The sequence below is a fragment of the Mucilaginibacter sp. UYCu711 genome, assembly GCF_050433825.1.
In the GTDB taxonomy this organism is placed as follows: domain Bacteria; phylum Bacteroidota; class Bacteroidia; order Sphingobacteriales; family Sphingobacteriaceae; genus Mucilaginibacter.
The window spans coordinates 153,555-171,816 of record NZ_JBNPWM010000013.1 but is presented as its reverse complement, the minus strand read 5'-3'; the positions used below and the strand labels follow the sequence as shown (position 1 = coordinate 171,816).

General features: G+C 43.2%; 17 protein-coding genes and 1 tRNA gene. 10 read left to right on the top strand and 8 right to left on the bottom strand.

What is annotated here, in order from left to right; translation table 11 throughout:
• Positions 1-16 precede the first annotated feature (16 nt).
• Positions 17-1,390, bottom strand: coding sequence for a magnesium transporter (gene mgtE, locus ABIB50_RS24335; protein WP_429384115.1), 1,374 nt, complete (start codon positions 1,388-1,390; stop codon positions 17-19).
• Between the two features lie 209 nt (positions 1,391-1,599).
• Between mgtE and ychF the strand changes: the two genes are divergently transcribed.
• Positions 1,600-2,703, top strand: a complete 1,104-nt coding sequence (gene ychF / locus ABIB50_RS24330) for a redox-regulated ATPase YchF (RefSeq protein ID WP_429384112.1) — start codon at positions 1,600-1,602, stop codon at positions 2,701-2,703.
• Between the two features lie 98 nt (positions 2,704-2,801).
• Here the strand turns inward: ychF and ABIB50_RS24325 are convergent, their stop codons facing one another.
• Positions 2,802-3,980: a metallophosphoesterase gene (locus ABIB50_RS24325; RefSeq protein WP_429384109.1), complete on the bottom strand. Its 1,179-nt coding sequence runs from the start codon at positions 3,978-3,980 to the stop codon at positions 2,802-2,804.
• 129 nt (positions 3,981-4,109) lie between these two features.
• On the opposite strand from ABIB50_RS24325, the gene ABIB50_RS24320 reads away from it, so the two are divergent.
• Positions 4,110-4,181, top strand: a tRNA-Arg gene (locus ABIB50_RS24320).
• 406 nt (positions 4,182-4,587) lie between these two features.
• Complete coding sequence (locus ABIB50_RS24315; RefSeq protein WP_429384107.1) at positions 4,588-7,131, top strand: phosphocholine-specific phospholipase C; 2,544 nt, start codon at positions 4,588-4,590, stop codon at positions 7,129-7,131.
• Positions 7,132-7,174: 43 nt separating this feature from the next.
• Here ABIB50_RS24315 and ABIB50_RS24310 read toward each other — a convergent pair whose 3' ends face one another.
• Together ABIB50_RS24310 and ABIB50_RS24305 are read right to left on the bottom strand one after the other, a co-directional pair.
• Positions 7,175-8,470 carry a paraquat-inducible protein A gene (locus tag ABIB50_RS24310; protein ID WP_429384105.1) on the bottom strand — a complete coding sequence of 432 codons (1,296 nt, stop codon included), beginning with the start codon at positions 8,468-8,470 and terminating at the stop codon, positions 7,175-7,177.
• On the bottom strand, positions 8,471-9,793 hold the full coding sequence (locus tag ABIB50_RS24305; protein WP_429384103.1) for a paraquat-inducible protein A: 1,323 nt from the start codon (positions 9,791-9,793) through the stop codon (positions 8,471-8,473). It abuts the gene before it with no gap.
• Between the two features lie 246 nt (positions 9,794-10,039).
• Here ABIB50_RS24305 and ABIB50_RS24300 point away from each other — a divergent pair, with 246 nt between their 5' ends.
• Positions 10,040-10,699 carry an adenylate/guanylate cyclase domain-containing protein gene (locus ABIB50_RS24300; protein ID WP_429384101.1) on the top strand — a complete coding sequence of 220 codons (660 nt, stop codon included), beginning with the start codon at positions 10,040-10,042 and terminating at the stop codon, positions 10,697-10,699.
• Positions 10,700-10,746: 47 nt separating this feature from the next.
• On the opposite strand, the gene ABIB50_RS24295 is transcribed toward ABIB50_RS24300, so the two are convergent.
• Positions 10,747-10,920, bottom strand: a complete 174-nt coding sequence (locus ABIB50_RS24295) for a DUF3606 domain-containing protein (RefSeq protein ID WP_429384099.1) — start codon at positions 10,918-10,920, stop codon at positions 10,747-10,749.
• Positions 10,921-11,262: 342 nt separating this feature from the next.
• On the opposite strand from ABIB50_RS24295, the gene ABIB50_RS24290 reads away from it, so the two are divergent.
• The 4 genes from ABIB50_RS24290 to ABIB50_RS24275 all read left to right on the top strand — a co-directional run bounded on the left by ABIB50_RS24290 (position 11,263) and on the right by ABIB50_RS24275 (position 13,834).
• On the top strand, positions 11,263-11,628 hold the full coding sequence (locus ABIB50_RS24290) for a DMT family transporter (protein WP_429384098.1): 366 nt from the start codon (positions 11,263-11,265) through the stop codon (positions 11,626-11,628).
• Positions 11,629-11,708: 80 nt separating this feature from the next.
• Positions 11,709-12,131: an SRPBCC domain-containing protein gene (locus ABIB50_RS24285; RefSeq protein ID WP_429384096.1), complete on the top strand. Its 423-nt coding sequence runs from the start codon at positions 11,709-11,711 to the stop codon at positions 12,129-12,131.
• Positions 12,132-12,173: 42 nt separating this feature from the next.
• Entirely contained in the window at positions 12,174-13,352 is a 1,179-nt protein-coding gene (locus ABIB50_RS24280; RefSeq protein ID WP_429384094.1) for a DUF418 domain-containing protein, read from the top strand.
• Positions 13,353-13,486: 134 nt separating this feature from the next.
• On the top strand, positions 13,487-13,834 hold the full coding sequence (locus ABIB50_RS24275) for a hypothetical protein (protein WP_429384092.1): 348 nt from the start codon (positions 13,487-13,489) through the stop codon (positions 13,832-13,834).
• A gap of 27 nt (positions 13,835-13,861) precedes the next feature.
• On the opposite strand, the gene ABIB50_RS24270 is transcribed toward ABIB50_RS24275, so the two are convergent.
• On the bottom strand, positions 13,862-14,203 hold the full coding sequence (locus tag ABIB50_RS24270; protein ID WP_429384090.1) for a hypothetical protein: 342 nt from the start codon (positions 14,201-14,203) through the stop codon (positions 13,862-13,864).
• Positions 14,204-14,470: 267 nt separating this feature from the next.
• On the opposite strand from ABIB50_RS24270, the gene ABIB50_RS24265 reads away from it, so the two are divergent.
• On the top strand, positions 14,471-15,670 hold the full coding sequence (locus ABIB50_RS24265; RefSeq protein ID WP_429384088.1) for a DUF6515 family protein: 1,200 nt from the start codon (positions 14,471-14,473) through the stop codon (positions 15,668-15,670).
• A gap of 181 nt (positions 15,671-15,851) precedes the next feature.
• Here the strand turns inward: ABIB50_RS24265 and ABIB50_RS24260 are convergent, their stop codons facing one another.
• The gene (locus tag ABIB50_RS24260) at positions 15,852-16,331 is read right to left on the bottom strand and encodes a hypothetical protein (protein WP_429384086.1); all 480 of its coding nucleotides are present in this window, start codon (positions 16,329-16,331) and stop codon (positions 15,852-15,854) included.
• A 191-nt stretch (positions 16,332-16,522) separates the two neighbouring features.
• On the opposite strand from ABIB50_RS24260, the gene ABIB50_RS24255 reads away from it, so the two are divergent.
• Complete coding sequence (locus tag ABIB50_RS24255; RefSeq protein ID WP_429384084.1) at positions 16,523-17,317, top strand: SDR family NAD(P)-dependent oxidoreductase; 795 nt, start codon at positions 16,523-16,525, stop codon at positions 17,315-17,317.
• Positions 17,318-17,995: 678 nt separating this feature from the next.
• Here the strand turns inward: ABIB50_RS24255 and ABIB50_RS24250 are convergent.
• Positions 17,996-18,262, bottom strand: a complete 267-nt coding sequence (locus ABIB50_RS24250) for a UBP-type zinc finger domain-containing protein (RefSeq protein WP_429384082.1) — start codon at positions 18,260-18,262, stop codon at positions 17,996-17,998.

Sequence of the window (18,262 nt, the reverse complement as noted above, 5' to 3'; positions counted from 1 at the left end):
AAACAATAGCGCTATCCTATTTCCCAAGCAAATCGCTCATGATAATTACCGCTATGCTGAAATAGATGATCAGCCCGGTAACATCAACCAATGTGGCTACAAACGGGGCCGATGAGGTTGCAGGGTCGGCGCCTAATTTCTTTAACAATAATGGCAGCATCGAGCCGGCTAATGATCCCCATAGCACAACCCCTATCAGGGAAAACCCCACGGTTGTGGCTACCAGCATCCAGTGCGGGCCGTAAATATTGCTAAATTCGCTCCATACGGCTATACGTAAAAAGCCAATTAAACCAAGTGTTACGCCAAGCATTAAGCCGGATATGATCTCGCGGCGCATTACCCGCCACCAGTCCTCTACCGTAATTTCGCCAAGGGCCATTGCCTGTATAATAAGGGTTGATGCCTGCGATCCGCTGTTACCGCCGCTGGATATGATCAGCGGGATAAACAAAGCCAATACCACGGCTTTCTCGATCTCCAGCTGGAAATAGCTCATAGCCGTAGCGGTAAGCATCTCGCCCAAAAACAATATAATGAGCCACCCTACCCGCTTCTTAACCAGCTTAAACAGGTTAATATCCAGGTAAGGCTCGTCCAATGCTTCCGTACCACCTATCTTTTGGATATCCTCTGTATATTCTTCGTTGGCTATCCAAAGGATATCATCCACCGTAACAATGCCCAGCAGTATATTCTCGTTATCAGTAACCGGCAGCGCCGTGCGGTTATTCATCCTGAACACGTTAATGGCTTCTTCCTGTGGGTCGGTAGCTTTTAAGGCTATCAGCCTGCCATCCATCAGCTGGCTTATTTTGGTATCGGGATCAACCAACAAGATCTCGCGGATGCGGATATCGTCCAGCAAAACGCCCCTATCGCCCAGCACATAAATAACATCAATGGTTTCGGAGTTTTTACCAAACTGGCGGATGTGGGCCAGCACGCGGTTAACGTCCCAGCTTTTTTTAACGGCGATATAATCGGGCGTCATTAAACGGCCAACGCTGTCTTCCTTATAGCCTAAAAGGGATAATGCTTCCTTTCTGTCGGCCGGCGACAGGTGTAATATCAGGGCTTTTACGGCATCGCCATGCAGCTCGGCAAAGAAAGCTGTACGGTCATCCGGCGGCAGCTCGGTAATGATCTCGGCAATTTTTTTACCCGGAAGTTTTTTAATGATCCGCTCCTGCGTAGGGAAATCAAGAATGCGGAATACGTTTACCGCGCGGTTAAGCGATAGTGTCTCAATAAAACGGGGGCCATATTGCGGAAGCTCATCTATCAGTTCTTCAACATCTGATATGTTAAGGTTGTTAAGGTAATCCTGGAGTTGCTGCGCGTCTTCTTGTTCAAGCAACAATTCTATTTGTTCAACCATTTCTTCCATAATGCCGCCTGTTTTTACATGGGTTTGCCGTTTCTGATTAACTGCTGCAAAAGTCGTTTATTTTTTCAAATTATAAGGCAGTATTTTCTGTTATCTTTGCGTTTTTTAGTGGGTAGTTTATTGGGTTGAATAAGTTGATTGAGTTATACAAATACTCGCTGATATTTAACCTAATCAACCACTCACATAATCAACTTAATCAACTAATAATGGCTTTACAATGTGGTATAGTAGGTTTGCCAAACGTAGGTAAATCAACTCTTTTTAATTGCTTATCAAACGCCAAGGCGCAGGCGGCTAACTTTCCGTTTTGCACTATCGAGCCAAATGTGGGCGTAATAACCGTGCCCGATGAGCGCCTGGTGAAATTGACTGAAATAGTGCAACCAAAATCTATCGTCCCTAATACAATTGAGATTGTGGATATAGCCGGACTGGTAAAAGGTGCCAGCAAAGGCGAAGGTTTGGGTAACCAGTTCCTGGGAAATATCCGCGCTACCAACGCCATATTACACGTATTGCGTTGCTTTGATAATGACAATGTTATACACGTTGATGGCAGCGTTGACCCCATCCGCGACAAAGAAATTATTGATACCGAGCTACAATTAAAAGATCTGGACAGTATTGAGAAGAAGATCCAGAAGGTTGAGAAAATGGCTAAAACCGGCGGCGACAAAGAGGCCAAGAAAACCTACGAAGTACTTACCGTGTATAAAGAACACCTGCTTAAAGGTAAATCTGCACGTACCGCGCGGGTTACCGAAGAAGATAAAGAATACATTGCCGACCTATGGCTGTTAACCGCCAAGCCGGTACTTTATATTTGTAATGTAGATGAAGCAGCGGTAAACACCGGCAATGCTTATGTTGATAAAGTGCGTGAAGCCGTTAAAGATGAGAACGCGGGCGTATTGGTAATATCGGCCCAGATTGAAGCTGAGATTGCCGAGTTGGAATCATTCGAAGAACGCGAAATGTTTTTGAACGATATAGGGCTTACCGAGTCGGGCGTAAACAAGCTGATTAAAGCTGCTTACAAGCTGCTTAACCTGGCTACCTATTTTACCGCCGGCGTACAGGAAGTACGTGCCTGGACCATCACCCAGGGCTTTACCGCGCCACAGGCGGCAGGTGTTATCCATACCGATTTTGAAAAAGGTTTTATCCGCGCCGAAGTTATTAAGTACGACGAATTTGTTAAATATAACGGATCTGAAGCCGCTATTAAGGAAGCCGGTAAGTTAGGCATCGAAGGCAAAACTTATGTGGTTGAAGATGGCGATATTATGCACTTCAGATTTAACGTGTAGCCCCCTCCGCCCCCTAAAGGGGGTACTTTTAAAGGTAATTAATTACAAAAAGGTCTTGCCGCTCGCAAGACCTTTTCACTAAGCTTCCCTTTAGGGCGTTAACCCTTTTTCAGCATTATAACAGTTATCTCCGGCCAAATACCTACCCGGCCTTTCAGGCCCAGGAAGCCAAAGCCGCGGTTTACGTACAGGTACCTGTCTTTTTGTTTATACAGGCCCGCCCATTGCTTGTAAACGTATTTTATCGGGCTCCATTTAAAATTGAACAGCTCAATACCAAATTGCGCGCCGTGGGTATGGCCCGCCAGTGTAAGGTGGATGTGTTTTAGATGGTTCAAAGTTTTAGCCTCCCAGTGCGATGGGTCATGCGACAGCAGGATCTTAACCTGGCTGTCGTCTACCTTCAGTATGGATTTATCCAGGTCGCCGTATTTGTGGAAGCCGCCTTTGCCCCAGTTTTCAACCCCTATCAGCGTAATGCTCTGGCCATCCCTTTCTATCTCTATCGCCTCGTCCAGAAGTAAACGGAAACCGATCTTTTTATGCACGCCTTTTAAATCAACCAGGTTAGTGGCTTTAGCAGCCTCAGTTTCCCATTTGGTGTAATCGCCATAATCATGGTTACCTAATACCGAATACTTGCCTTGTGGCGCCTGTAAACGTGCGAAAGTGGAGATCCAGGGGTCCATCTCTGTGGCTTTGTTGTTTACCAGGTCGCCGGTAAATAGGATCACGTCGCTTTGCTGCGCGTTTACCAGGTCAATGCCTTTATTAACCCCTTTCGCGTCGGTAAAACTACCCGCGTGGATATCTGACAGCTGGGTTAAGGTAAAACCGTCAAAAGCCTCGGGCAGGTCGGGGAAGTATAAGGTTTCCTTGTGGATAGTATAATGGTGCCTGCCCTTGGTAAGCCCAAACAATAGCGCCAGGAACGGCACAAATGCAACCACCACCGCCAGTTCGCTCACCCATATACTGCGCGGCGGGAAGCCCTGAAATAGCCTCACCAGATCCTCAACCAGTAAAACTGGTGTGCCTAAGATCTTCGGAACTGCGGATAGTAACAAAAGCGACATCACCCATGATAAGGCACGGGGAGCGTGGCTACCCTTTTTGCGGCCGAAGATGGTGAGCACCACACCCACCAAAATCAAAATATCAGCCGACCAATAGGCCCAGTGCCAAACAGGATTTGCTGTTAACGTTTTAACGGCGGTAAAAAAATAAACATCGGCAAACAGCCAAAGTAGTATTGTATAGAGAACTCTTTTCTTCATTATATTGGGGTAGACGACTGAGAAACGAAAACATTTTAATAAAGTTTAAAATAAATGCGCCCCTGCAAATATTACTAAAGCAAATAGAAAAGCGGTAAAATCAATTTTATATATTTGCCGCATATTAATGCTCCCGTAGTTCAATGGATAGAATTATGGTTTCCGGTACCATCGATATGAGTTCGAATCTCGTCGGGAGCACACATTGTTTTCAACTATCTTATTATGAGATAGTTGAAATTAATAAAGCTATCCTTCTGCATTATTTTCTTATTTAAACTTTCCTCCAAAATAAAGGGCCGGTAATCAATATCTTACATTTCGGTATTCTTATTAAATCAAAATGAGTGCAGTTTACATACTTACAATACCTTGCGGTTTTCATTATCCAATCCTTCACTCTCTTTAATCATTATCGAATTCACGTTTCCTTAAGCCACAACTTCTGTTAACAAATTATTAAGGAACAAGCCGGTATATTATTTTATCCCTACAAAGCAATTGAGTTTTGGATATTTAAAACAAACTAACTCTATTTGTGATGCTTTTGCCGAAAATTAACATACATAGTGTCCAAATAGATTTATATTTAGGCTGATATTAAATAATGGATAACAGAAGAGATTTTATTAAAAAAGCCGCGATTTTAGCCGGTGCTTCAAGTGTTGCCGGCAGCTTGCCTGCATCAATAGCCAAAGCCTTAAGTATTAACGCACCGGATGGCAGTACTTATTTGGATGCCGAACACGTGGTAATACTGATGCAGGAAAACCGGTCATTCGATCATGCTTTTGGCACCCTGCGTGGTGTGCGTGGTTATAATGACCCTCGTGCCATACAATTGGCCAATAAAAACTCCGTATTTCTGCAATCAAATGCTAAAGGCGAAACTTATGCGCCGTTTCACCTGGATATAAAAAACACCAAAGCTACCTGGATGCACTCGTTACCGCACTCTTGGTCAAACCAGGTAAATGCGCGTAATGATGGCAGGCATGACAAGTGGCTGGACGAAAAGCATTCGGGCGATAAAGATTATAAAGATATGCCCTTAACAATGGGTTATCATAACCGGGAGGACATCCCTTTTTATTATGCCCTCGCTGACGCGTTTACCATATGCGACCAGCATTTTTGCTCGTCATTAACAGGTACTAACCCAAACCGGCTATACTTTTGGACCGGTACTATCCGCGCCGAGCAAACTGAAGACTCGCGTGCGCTGGTATGGAACGAGGATATGGATTATGGCACCCTAAAATGGGCCACCTTCCCCGAGCGGCTTGAGGATCATAATATTTCCTGGAAATGCTATCAGAATGAGATGAGTATTAACGTAGGTTTTAAGGGTGAGGAAGATTCCTGGCTATCTAATTTCCAGGATAATCCGCTGGAGTTTTTTGGACAATATAATATCCATATGCATCAAAAGCATGTCGATCATTTAAAAAACACACTGCCTGTTTTAACTGCCGAAGTTGCAGATCTACAACACAAAGCCGTAACCGATAGCAGCCCGATATTAAAAAAGAAATTACAACAAAAACAAGAAGAGCTTGACGCCCTTAAAGTCAATATAGAAAAGATCAACAGCAAACCCTTTGAAAGTTTAACCGAGCGCGAAAAAAGCCTGCACAAAAAAGCGTTTAGTGTAAATTATAATGATCCTGATTACAATAAGCTTACCGAACTAAATTACGATGATAATGGCGTAGCCCGCACCGTGCAGGTGCCTAAAGGTGATGTATTGCACCAGTTTAGGGAGGATGTAAAAACAAACAAATTGCCAACGGTTTCGTGGGTAATGGCACCCGAAAATTTTTCGGACCATCCATCAGCGCCATGGTACGGGGCCTGGTACGTATCAGAGGTGTTGGATATCCTGACCCAAAACCCGGAAGTTTGGAAAAAAACTATTTTTATACTTACCTATGATGAGAACGATGGTTATTTTGACCACGTACCACCATTTATCGCCCCACACTCGCATAAAACCGGCACCGGTAAGGTTTCGGACGGGATAGATACCCGCACCGAGTATATAACGCTTGATCAGGAACTTGCCCGAAAAGATTTCCCGAAAAAGTATGACCGCGAATGCGCTATAGGTTTGGGCTTTAGGGTGCCGATGGTAATTGCCTCGCCCTGGACAAAAGGCGGCTGGGTAAACTCCGAAGTTTGCGACCATACCTCAACACTCCAGTTTTTAGAAAAATTCCTGTCGCATAAAACCGGCAAAAAAGTAACCGAACCCAATATATCCGACTGGCGCCGCACAGTTTGCAGCGACCTTTCCTCGGTGTTCAGGCCATACAATGCCCAGCCTGGTCACTTACCTTCATTTGTTGCTAAAAACAGCTTTATCGAAAGCATACACAAAGCAAAATTTAAAAGTCTACCCGCTAATTTTAAAGCATTAACACTGCAACAGGTAGCAAACGCTAATATGCACCCGCATGGTTCGCCATTTTTACCACAACAGGAAAAAGGTACACGCCCTTCATGCGCCCTACCCTACCAGTTGTATGCCGATGGCTGGTTAAATAAAGGCAAAACGAATTTTGAACTAACTTTAAAAGCCGGCAATGAATTATTTGGTGCAGCGGCGTCAGGCTCGCCGTTTATAGTTTATGCTCCGGGTAATCATCAAACATTAAACAATCCGTCGCAGTTTGAAGTAATGCGTAACTGGGCCTACGCGGTAAAACCGGGCGATACTATAAAAGATGTCTATCCTGTCACAGCGTTCGAAAACGGCAACTATCACCTTCGCTTATATGGCCCTAATGGTTTTTACCGCGAGTTTAAGGGTAACGCTGCCGACCCCGAAATTGAAACCATTTTTAATTACGAACGCAACCGTTTAAATAACAAGATAGCTACGGGCAACATTGTATTAAAAATAAACAATCACAGCAAAAAACCACTTGTATTATCGCTAACAGACAATGCTTATAAAAGCGCAAAGCAGGAACTGAAAGTAGCTGCTTCAGGCACGTCACACCTCCTTATCAACCCGGCAAAAAATTCGGGGTGGTATGATTTTACGGTTAATGTGTCTGGTGCGGATGGCTTTGAAAAAAGATTTGCCGGCCGGGTTGAAACAGGTAAACCCAGCCACAGCGATCCGTTTATGGGGCGGATGGTTTAGTCCTGTTGGTGATCAGGCGTATAACACGTGGATATAAATTCTTCTAACTTAATTGCTTGCCCGGCAAAATGCGTTCTAATATATATGATAACAAAGCGGCGAAAAGCACATAAGCCACAAAAATAAAATAGCCGGGCTGCAACGAGGTGCCGTTGCCGGTTATTACATTAAGTGAGCCACTATGAATATTTAAGCCGGAAAGCTGGCTTTTTAGGATACCATTTAAACCGATGTAGGTCATCAGCATACCCACCACCATAACATCGGCCATATCCCATTTGTGCAGTTCGAACGTTAGATACTTTATCACCGGATGTTGCGCTATTTTTGGGGGACTAAGTATATGTATGCCTTTAGCAATCAGCCGCAACAGTGGCAAAACCAAAACAAACAAACAAATCAGCCATCCAACCAGGATAGCATCTGGCTTAGGCTGATCTACTAATGCTTTTACAATTCCGGTAATACTTTTGCTTTGATAAAACAACACCTGGTTTTGAAATTGTACTTTTTCGCCCAATAAAACCAAATCTAATGCCTGTATACGGGCATCTACCTCTATAACCGGCACCAGGCTACCCACCGCCAGCAGCACAAATGCAAAACACAGCGCGAAAACAAAAAGCGGCGTTTGCAAGTGCACCTGTTTACGCAGGGCCAGCCATGACAGCAAGGCCGCAAGCACACTGCCAAGTAATGCGCCAATGTAAAGCCACTTAGCTTTTTCTACAGCTGCCAATCGCTCATTAATACGGTTATTGAAGCTAACAGGGTCTGCCACGTTGTACTTTCGGTAAACATATTTGGTAACCGCGTAATTTGCTACGCGCGTGCTGTCATAGATCTGCCTGGTTAACTGATCCACTTTACTGTCCGCTACCGCTTTCAGCCGTTCTTCGCTTTCGGGGCTGCTTACTTTAGCAACAATAGTTTTGGCGAAGGGCCTAACCTGCGCCTGTACCTCGCCAGAATCAACCAGCGCGTTAAACGCCAGCTTTTTCAGCTTACCCAAAATACTTTTTTGTGGCTTGTTTATTTCGGCCACGGTCTTTCCTATCAGGGAATGCAATTCTTTTTCAACCGCTTTTTGCAGGTCTCTTTTTTGCTCTGCGGTGATATGATAATCCTTGATCTGGTGGCTAAGCGCTTGGGTAACCCGGTCTCGCCATTGATCGATAGAAAACAAGCCGAATGTGACGCTGTTTGACAGGCTGTAATCTTCCTTAACTTGCTCACGCTCGGCAGAAAGCGCCGCGAGGCGGTAACCCGAAAACGCCGCGCCTGCCAGCAAAACGCTTAGGCCTATGAGTAAGATGATATTGAAAATCGTGTACTTCATTTAATGCGCGTCATTAGGGGTAATGTATTTCAATATAGTAGACAAGATCAAGCCATAAAGCACGAAACTTATAAAAATAATATAACCCGGCTGCAGGGCGGTATTATTGGTAGTGATTAACGTAAGTTCCTGGCTGCGGATATTTAGCATAGAGAGTTGGCTATCCAGCAAACCGTTAAGCCCTATATACGTCATCAGGATAGCGATAACAATTACATCAGCCATGCTCCATTTACCCGACTGAAAAGCGAAATATTTGATGATACGGTTTTCGGCTATCCTGCGTTTGCTAAGCAAGTGGATGCCTGTCGAACTCAACTTCATCAAGGGGAAAAGAATACTAAAGCAAAGGATCAGTACACCTACAGCTATAGAATCAACCGCAGGCTGTTTAACCAGCACTTCCACCACACCGAGGATGCTTTTACTTTCGTAGAACAACACCTGATCTTTAAAAACCACATCCTGACCCAGCAATACAAAATCCAGGGTTTTTATACGGCAATCTACTTCTATCATTGAAGCGCTTAAGCCAACGGCCAGCAAAATAAAAGCGAATAATAAAGAAAGGATGAATAAGGTTCCATGCAGATCAACCCGCTTACGCAGGAACCACCATAAGCCTAAAACGATAAGGATACAACCCAGCATACCGTAACAGTATTTATACATCTCTACCCGGATATCCTGCAACAAGGTGTCAAGCTTTTGGTTCAATTGTTCGGTAGAATTGACCCGGTATTTGCGATACATCACATCGAAAAGCGCATGATTAGCTTTTAGTGTGCTATCCATGCTATCGGTATGCTGCAAATCATTAAACTTGCTCATTGCCAGGTTACTAAGCTGCGCCTTTTGTTTGGGGTTGTCTGCTTTCGCGATGACATCACGCGCGAATGAGGGCACCTGCGCCCGGATCTTATCCGTTTTAACGAAAGTCTTCACTGCCAGCTTCCTTATTTTGCCGCCCAGGCTTTTTGGCTTTTTATTCACCATTGCCTCGGCCTTATCAATGAGCGCATATAATACCTGCTCTACCTCGGTTTGTAAGTGCTGTTTTTGCTTTGGCGTGAGTTTGAAATGCCGAACCTGCTGGTTAATAATACCATCTACCTGGCTCCTCCAGTTATCTACAGATAACAGGCCGAGCGAAATGTTGTTGATATTGGCGTGGTCGGCTTTTATCATTTCCTGCCGGGCAGAAAGTTGATGCAACTTGTAGCCGAAAAACCCTTCGCCAGCCAATAACAGACTTAAACCCAGTATAAGCAACAGCTTAACAACCGGGAATTGTGATTTAGCGTGTCGTTGTTTGGTAGTCAAGCAGGTAAATTTTCAGCGTATGTATGATAAAACCGCCACACTCGCTAATTGTTTGCTTGTTGCGTGCTTTCCCACAGACACTTTATATCCTGCCTGTATCGGCCAGCTTGTTCCCATTAGCTAACCGACCAAATTGTAGCCTTTACCGAAGGGCCAGTGGGGTTGGCCTTATTTGCTTTGCTATGGGTTAGCCCTTCTATTTACATTTGTTTAAAATGTTTTAAGCTGCTAATCGTCTACACTACTATGGAAAATAATTACTTAATGTTAAACCCACCATCTTCCACGCCCGACCAGGAGCGGGAACTGGCGATCTTATTCCTGGATATCCGGAACTTTACCGGTTTAATGGAATCACAGCCTGGCCAAACCGTCATCCATATCGTCCGCCGGTTATTTACCGCTTTCAACCAAATCGTAAAGAAATTTGAGGGTAAGGTGGTAGAAATAGCCGGCGACAGCATGTACATAGTTTTTGGCTTACAAACAGAATTAAAGACATCAGTAAATAATGCCTACCACGCCGCTAAGGTAATGTTTCAAACCGTTAACCTTTTCAACGAAGCCTATGACGAGCCATATCACGGCGGACCGTTGGAGATTGGCGTGGGCTTACACGCCGGGAAGGTTTATGTGGGTGAGTTTGGTTTGGATAACGCGCAGCAGTTGTCGGTTATGGGGCTGCCTGTTAATATCGCTTCGCGCCTCCAGGCAAAAACTAAGGAACTGAATAACGACATGATAATTTCAGAGGATGCCTACCGGTTAATAACCGACGATAAAGTTATAGCCAGGCACCAAACCATACAGTTGCAGGGGATAAGCACAGGGCAACAAGTTAGATTAGCCGGCAAGCCGTATGGCAACCACCAAAATTTGGATTACTTGTTGGCTATCTCAGGCTAATAATTCAGCAGGCCGGTTGTAAACATTGTATGTAATATACTTTTAACTTATTTCTTTAAATGCCTTTTTACATCTTCAAACGAATCACCCACTTCGGCAACTGCGGCCAGTAATTTGCCTTTGGTAGTATTTAGTTCCTGGGTCCAGTAATCAATTGCGTAATCATCGGCAACGTCAACTGTGCGCGTGTCATGCACCCGTTCCTTTGTTTTGTTTTCCATGTTGGGTAAACACGGGTATCGGCGGTATGTTTGAATTATAATGCCTTATTTTCCTTTTCAAGACCAACGCGCTTACCGATGTAAATATCCATCGAGTTATCAATGATCAAAAAGCGCCATTGAAACCATTTCAGTAAAAACACCAAAACGGCCATTAGTAAACCGTATAGCGTAATATGGCGTGTTTTAAGAAAATCCGTATAAAAAAGTTGATCGTCATTTTGTATTAGCTGCGATATCTGCAATAAAATTTAATATAGCAACTCTGCCCAATTCCTTAACAATTAACACATACTTAACTAATACATGCTGCTTATTTTACATAAATTTAAATGTAGATAATTGGCCTGGATATACATTATTATTGCAGCGATACTGGAAGCCGCGTGGACCTACAGCGTTAAATTTTTTAAGCTAAGCGATTTTAAACTGCTTACCTGGGGCAACTTTTACACCCTGCAGGGCTTAATTATACTGGCGCCCATAACAGGCTATATTGTATTTGGGGCGGCAAATGCCTGGTTTTTCTCTATGTCTATTAAGCACATCCCTACTGCCATTGCTTTTGCTGCCTGGACGGGTGCAAGCATTATATGCATAAAACTGGCCGATGTATTATTTTTTCATGAACCCACCTCATGGCCCGAGATATTATTTATGCTGATGATAATGGCCGGTATTATGGGATTAAAGTTTGTTGCTGCATAAGCTGTAGTTTTATAGCGGCACGTTTACGGATTGCCAACCTCCTCAAAAAACAAAACTTTTAAGGATATGTTATTTTTTACATGAAAGAATACATTGTTAAAAAGCACATCGCCATAAACGCACCCGTTAAAGCAGTCTGGGACGCACTTACCAATCCCGAAAAAACAAAGGAATACTTTTTTAATTGCCGGGTAATATCTACCTGGAAACCCGGCAGTCCGATAACTTTTAAGGGCCGAATGTTCTGGATAATCCCTGTTGAATTAAAAGGCACAATTGATAAAGTTGACGAAGGCAGGTTATTGCAATACACCCTTATTAATAAAGGCGATAAAAGTAAGTCGACAGTAACCGACATACTAACGCCGGCAAAAGACAATACCATTTTGACAATTACCGACGATGTTGGCCAGGGTGAAGGCGCCGAAAAGCGTTATAGGCGATCTGTAAAAGGCTGGAATAAGATTTTAAACGGCTTAAAGGAATTTTGCGAGCAGGATTAACATTAGCGTAATATTTATATCTTTAAGCATCAATCCTTTATCATGATGCAGCAAGAATTAGTATTACCAGTTCAATCATCCAAACGTACCGCTATAGTTGATATTTTACGCGGCTGGGCCATTTTAGGGGTTGTATTAGGTAATTATACTGACTACGCTTTTATTGGGAAACCCGTAAAAATAAAGTATGATATGCTATCAAATATATTGATGGGCATAAACCAATTTATTTTCGCTGCCAAATCATGGACCTTATTGAGCTTGTTATTTGGCTACGGCTTTGCAGTGGTGATGAATAATATAGCCGCCAAAGGCAAAAGCCCGGTAGCGTTTTTTACCCGACGAATGTTTTGGCTGTTTGTAATAGCCTTTATCAACTCGGCGTTTTGGCTGGGCGATATTTTGAAGGATTACGCCTTTTTAGGTTTAGTACTGTTGTTGTTTTATAAAGCTTCGGCTAAAACGGCTTTTTGGTCGGGTGCGTTTTTGCTGTTGATTGTACCGTTTATAAGCGCCTGGGTAAGCAATACCATGCCTTACGATTATGATGCCGTAGTAAAAGCACAGGTTTTACCAACACTTTACAGCCATAACTGGCTGGATATTTTTACCGCGCAACTTAAGGGCACCTATTATTTAGAAGTTTTATTGCCGCAATACGCCATATCTGTACACGTAATGATGTTTGCCTGTATGCTGTTTGGTTTTGCCGCCCAGCGGATAGACTTTTTTAACCGCCTGCCTGAGCTTAAAAAGCAACTAAAAACAACCTTCTGGATAGCGCTGGCATCAACCGTTATATTGAGTGTGGCTTTAGGGACACTGCAACATTTCAAACTAACCGCCATATTTACACATTTTAAACCGCGTTACTGGGTTATATTTGCCACCATGCTTACTATTGCTACCGGTATAAGCTGGTTATATACTTGCGGCAAATTAAAAAGTATTTTTAACGGTTTCCAGGCCATGGGCAAAATGACGCTGACCAACTATATGGTGCAAAATATATTAGCCGTGCTTTTATTTTTAAACGTTGGGCTGGGTCTGTTTAATACCCGGCAATATTGGGTTTACTTTTTAATTGCCCTGGTGATATTTATTGTACAGATCCCTTTAAGCCAGTGGTGGTTAGCTAACTATAACTATGGCCCTATAGAGTGGGTTTGGCGGCAGCTAAGTTATGGTAGACGCCTGCCGATAAAGAAAGTAAAAGACTAAAAACAACCAGGCTATTTCTCTGCAAGGATATCCAAATTATCAACTTTAATTTAACGTAAAAACCTAACAGGGATAATATAAAACCATGCATCGGCAAATACATCACCTTTAAAACCTACCTTTACCACCCACGCATGGAAGAAAGAAAATACTTAACCACCTGGAGACGGTACATACCCGTTATCCGCCTGCACCTTAAAAGGAGCCTTACAGCCGAACAAAGCTTTAAACTAAACATTACAGATTTCGAATCGGCGGGCGACCGCGGCAAGTCTGGCTATACTTTCAATATTACCATGGAAAATGGTAAGGTAACCAACAACATCAGCGGATCTGCAGTAGCACGCGACTTGTACGAGGCCCTTAAAACAGACGATCTGATTAAAGAGATGCTGAAAGATAAGGCTATCAAAATAAGCGTTGGCAAATCGTTTTTATTAAGCATAAAAACCAGCCATATCTCAGCTTATAAAGAAGCATAGGCAGCAATCCTGTTCAACCAAACTATATTAGTCAAGACCTGGAGCTAACAGCTCCGGGTTTACATCACCATAGTTTTCGTGGGTTATCTTGGCCAGGTCGTAATGCATTTCGCCATTGATATCCTTACCTCTTATCTGGCCCTTATCATACAAATGGGTCAGCACCTGTTTGGTAATGGCTACTAATTGTTCGGTTTTTATCTCGGGTTGTAACATTTCCAGTTTATCTACTACCATAGCAGCAGAACCCTCGCCTATTTGCGCCAGTGCATAAATTATTTTGTTTTGCTCGGTATCGGCTTCAAAATACTCAGCCGGGATATGCAGCGGTTTATATTCTTCTCGAAAATCGTCATCAGTCATAGTCATAGCCTTAATTGTTTGTTATGAGCAGACCAATGATGATGCCAATAAATTATCGTTTTAAATCTCAGTAACCAATTTCTCTTCTTTTCTAATTTTCTAATACTCATTGCTAATGTATCATTCCCGACGAATAAGTAGTTTTTGTCAAAAAATGGTAAAGTTGGTTTGGTTTTGACTATTATTTTATATCAGCATTAAACCGTGGCCAAATTTTTAGTCTATATCAATAACAGCACTAAAAAAGGCTAATTAATTATAAAAATCAAAAATATGAAAAGGGGATATCAGTATTTAATGTTAACAGGCTTAGGTGGATTATTATGTCTGTTCTTGTCTGTTTCTGCTAATGCTCAACGTGGTGGCGGCCGTTCAGGCGGTGGTCAAAGTTTTTCGCGCGGAGGCGGCGGCGGTGGATTTTCAGGTGGAGGCCGTTCTTCCGGCGGTGGCCAGAGTTTTTCACGCGGCAACTCAGGAGGCGGCCGTAGTTATGGTGGCGGACAGGTAAGCGGTGGTTTTTCTCGCGGCCAGTCTGCAGGTTCGTTTTCAAGAGGTGGCACTACCAATAGTTATAACGGCGGTGGCTTTTCAAGAGGCCGCAGTACAAATGGTTTCAGCTCGCCTCGAACACAAAGTTTCCAACGTGGCGGCGCATATAGCCGTGGTGGTTCTTACGGTGGCAGTCCTAGCTTCCGTAGGGTTAACCCTGGCTATAGTAGTTCATATCGTGGTTCTATCCGTGGCGGGTTCTCTCGCGGAGGTCGTTATTATGCAGGTGGCTATGGCCGTCCGTATTCATACGGAGGCAGTAGTTATCGTTATAGCCCATGGGCAACCCGTGGCGGATATTATTACAACCGTGGCTTTTACAGCAGTTCATACTACCCGCGTTTAGGTTTTAGTTTAGGTATATTGCCTTATGGTTACTATCCATTCTATTGGGGTAATGATCGTTTCTTCTATAGTGGTGGTTACTTTTATCAGTATGATAACAACCAATATACTGTGGTTGAGCCACCTATAGGCGCAACGGTTAACTCATTGCCGAGCAATGCGCAGGCTATTACAATCAACGGCCAGCAGTTTTATGAGGCAAACGGTGTTTATTACACCCCGATAACTAAAGACGACGGCACTGTTGCCTACCAGGTAGCGGGTAAAGATGGTAAGTTAGATACTTACTCAAGCCCTGAAAATGGTTATGCACCAGAAAATGATGGTTATGTTGGCAGACAGGATAATGGCGGTAGTGCAGTAAACACCCAACCAATGGACGATGTTGACACCGATATTGCGATGCCTGAAATTGGCGACTTATTTTACAGTTTACCAACCGATAGCCGCAAAATAAAGATCCAGGGACAGAACTATTTTGTATCGCCTGATGATTATTACTACCAGGAAACCCGCGACCAGAAAGGCAACAAAGCCTACAAGGTTATGGGTACGCCAGAGAATGCCCCTGGCAACTAATGATAATAAGTGAAGAAGTGAGTGGTGAATAGTGAGTGAGAATGAGTGACTAATGAGGGGCGGACGCTGATATGTGTTCGCCCTTTTTTGTTTCGGTGTTACAGAAACAGGTATAACAACTGAAACATCTGTAACACCAGTAACACTTTTTAAATTATTAAAAGGTAAAAGCCGTGTGCCGTTATCGCTTGGTTATCGGCATCATTTGATAATCAGGAAAATCGATAGAGAAGTTATAGTTTTGAGATGGAGATAATGGGTCGTATGATTTTTTGTATTTCTTCTTATCTAAATTATAAACCCGTAAAACACAAAACTTGCTTGTGAGCCATTGTTTTTTAAACTGTATTTTATAGTTACTATACGCTTCACTATCGTTCGCAGGATCGATATAATAAAAGCTTAATATAATTTGCTTAGCGTTATCAATTAACGCTGCTGCATTTTTGTCATTAACCCGCAAGGTTCCCGGGTCATAACCCGCTAATAATGTTTTAACACTATCGTTTTTACCTGTCACCATTAGCTGCGCACCCATAATACCGCTTATTGGCAGTTGCTCATCAATTTCTATTATCAGTTTAAATTCTTTCTGTTCCTGCTGGCTAAAGGCCATGGTTGTGCAGGTACATAACATCAAAAAAATCAAGATCCTATTCATATCGTAGAGTTTATAAATATAGCGTGTTAGGTTTCGCGTGACAATTGTATGACAAGTTAGTAATAGGGTTTGAATTAAAAAAGCTATTTCATGTTTATTTAATGACTTTGCACCCATATCATTACAACAAAAGCATGACAAACAATTAATGGCTTTGCTGTTTCTTTGATTAAGAATTTTTAAATACAGACATGGACTTACAACTAAAAAACAAAACAGCGCTGATAAGCGGATCGACCGCCGGGATAGGTTACGCAATTGCCAAACAACTGGCCGCCGAAGGTGCCACCGTGATAATTAACGGCCGCACTAAGGAACGTGTTGATGCTGCCGTAAAAAGCATTATTGACGCAACCGGCAACACCAAAGTAAGCGGTGTGACTGCTGATTTTGCGGACAAGAACCAAATAGCTGCCCTGATAGCCCAAGTACCCGAAGTTGACATCCTGATAAATAACGTGGCTATTTTTGAACCTAAAGCTTTTGCGGAAATACCTGATGAGGATTGGCTGAGGTTTTATGAGATAAACGTATTGAGCGGTATCCGGCTGTCGCGTGCTTATTTTGATAAAATGCTCCAGAAAAACTGGGGCCGGATCATCTTTATTTCAAGTGAGTCAGCCCTACAGATTCCGTCGGAAATGATCCATTACGGGATGACCAAAACGGCGCAGCTGGCTATTGCACGTGGTTTGGCCGAGTTAACTAAAGGTTCAAACGTTACCGTAAACTCGGTATTGCCCGGCCCTACCCTGTCTGAAGGTGTGGGTGGTTTTATTGATAACCTGGCCAAAGATCAAAACAAAACAGTTGAGCAGATAGAAGCTGATTTCTTTAAAACAATGCGCCCTACATCTATCATCCAACGCTTTTTAACTACGGATGAAGTAGCCAATATGGTAACTTACTTATCAAGCCCGCTGGCTGCAGCTACTAATGGCGCTGCCATCCGTGCCGAGGGTGGTTTGTTGAAGGCGGCGATTTAAATACTTTTTTGTCATTGCGACCGACGAACGAGCGCGGCAATCGCACGCCGCAAAGTTCGCCGCTTTTCTCCCTGCGATTGGTTCGTTCCTCGGCAATGACAAAAAATTATCAATACTCCCCAAAAGCCTCGCCACCTTGCAAGTTTATACATCTCTCCCTATGGTCGGGATGACAAAAACTTTAAAGTTCCTCAACCAAAAGCCGTAGGCTTGACACATTTTGTAGCGCCGGGTTTCAACCCGGCGAACATTTAAAAATATAAACAAAAGTGCCGTAGGCACGACGCATATTATATGTACCGAGCCTACAGCTCTGTATTATTCTTTTTTTGTTTATACAACGGGTTAAAACCCGTTGCTACAATATTGGTCGAGGCTACGCCTCTTATATCTTGATTGTGAGCGTGGCGCTCACAATTTATGCGGTAAGCGTAGAACGCTTTGCAGGGCGGGTCTTTATTTGGACACCTTAGGCTTAGTCAGAAAACTCATCAATTCAGAAAACAAACCGAAAACAAGGACTATAGCTTCAATAATGAATAATGGCTTTCCAAATGGCCTGAGTTGTCAAAAAAGAGGAAATCATAAACGGCCAAAATAATAATTAATATACCAAATATATTTCTTGATTTTTTCCAAAAAAGATGATTCATCTTGTCAAGTACTTAGTGAACATCTTTAATACTCCCCAAACGCTTCATCCTTAAAACACCAGAACCATTGCTCCCCCGGCTCGGCAGATATGACTACCGGATGCTGGGTAGCATGGTAATGTGCTGAGGCATGTTTTGCAGGCGAACTATCGCAGCATAGCGTGGCTCCGCAGGTTTGGCAGGTGCGCAGGTGCAGCCAACTGCCGCCTACTTTAACGCATTCTTCACATACATAACCATTTGGTTCTTTAATTTCAGTTACCTGTTTAATGTGTTCGCAAGACTCATCCAT

Bases quoted from the DNA above. Each gene is read 5' to 3' on its own strand.
- mgtE (WP_429384115.1), bottom strand. From the start codon at position 1,390: ATGGAAGAAATGGTTGAACAAATAGAATTGTTGCTTGAACAAGAAGAC.
- ychF (WP_429384112.1), top strand. From the start codon at position 1,600: ATGGCTTTACAATGTGGTATAGTAGGTTTGCCAAACGTAGGTAAATCA.
- ABIB50_RS24325 (WP_429384109.1), bottom strand. From the start codon at position 3,980: ATGAAGAAAAGAGTTCTCTATACAATACTACTTTGGCTGTTTGCCGAT.
- ABIB50_RS24315 (WP_429384107.1), top strand. From the start codon at position 4,588: ATGGATAACAGAAGAGATTTTATTAAAAAAGCCGCGATTTTAGCCGGT.
- ABIB50_RS24310 (WP_429384105.1), bottom strand. From the start codon at position 8,470: ATGAAGTACACGATTTTCAATATCATCTTACTCATAGGCCTAAGCGTT.
- ABIB50_RS24300 (WP_429384101.1), top strand. From the start codon at position 10,040: ATGGAAAATAATTACTTAATGTTAAACCCACCATCTTCCACGCCCGAC.
- ABIB50_RS24295 (WP_429384099.1), bottom strand. From the start codon at position 10,920: ATGGAAAACAAAACAAAGGAACGGGTGCATGACACGCGCACAGTTGAC.
- ABIB50_RS24285 (WP_429384096.1), top strand. From the start codon at position 11,709: ATGAAAGAATACATTGTTAAAAAGCACATCGCCATAAACGCACCCGTT.
- ABIB50_RS24280 (WP_429384094.1), top strand. From the start codon at position 12,174: ATGATGCAGCAAGAATTAGTATTACCAGTTCAATCATCCAAACGTACC.
- ABIB50_RS24275 (WP_429384092.1), top strand. From the start codon at position 13,487: ATGGAAGAAAGAAAATACTTAACCACCTGGAGACGGTACATACCCGTT.
- ABIB50_RS24270 (WP_429384090.1), bottom strand. From the start codon at position 14,203: ATGACTATGACTGATGACGATTTTCGAGAAGAATATAAACCGCTGCAT.
- ABIB50_RS24265 (WP_429384088.1), top strand. From the start codon at position 14,471: ATGAAAAGGGGATATCAGTATTTAATGTTAACAGGCTTAGGTGGATTA.
- ABIB50_RS24260 (WP_429384086.1), bottom strand. From the start codon at position 16,331: ATGAATAGGATCTTGATTTTTTTGATGTTATGTACCTGCACAACCATG.
- ABIB50_RS24255 (WP_429384084.1), top strand. From the start codon at position 16,523: ATGGACTTACAACTAAAAAACAAAACAGCGCTGATAAGCGGATCGACC.
- ABIB50_RS24250 (WP_429384082.1), bottom strand. From the start codon at position 18,262: ATGGATGAGTCTTGCGAACACATTAAACAGGTAACTGAAATTAAAGAA.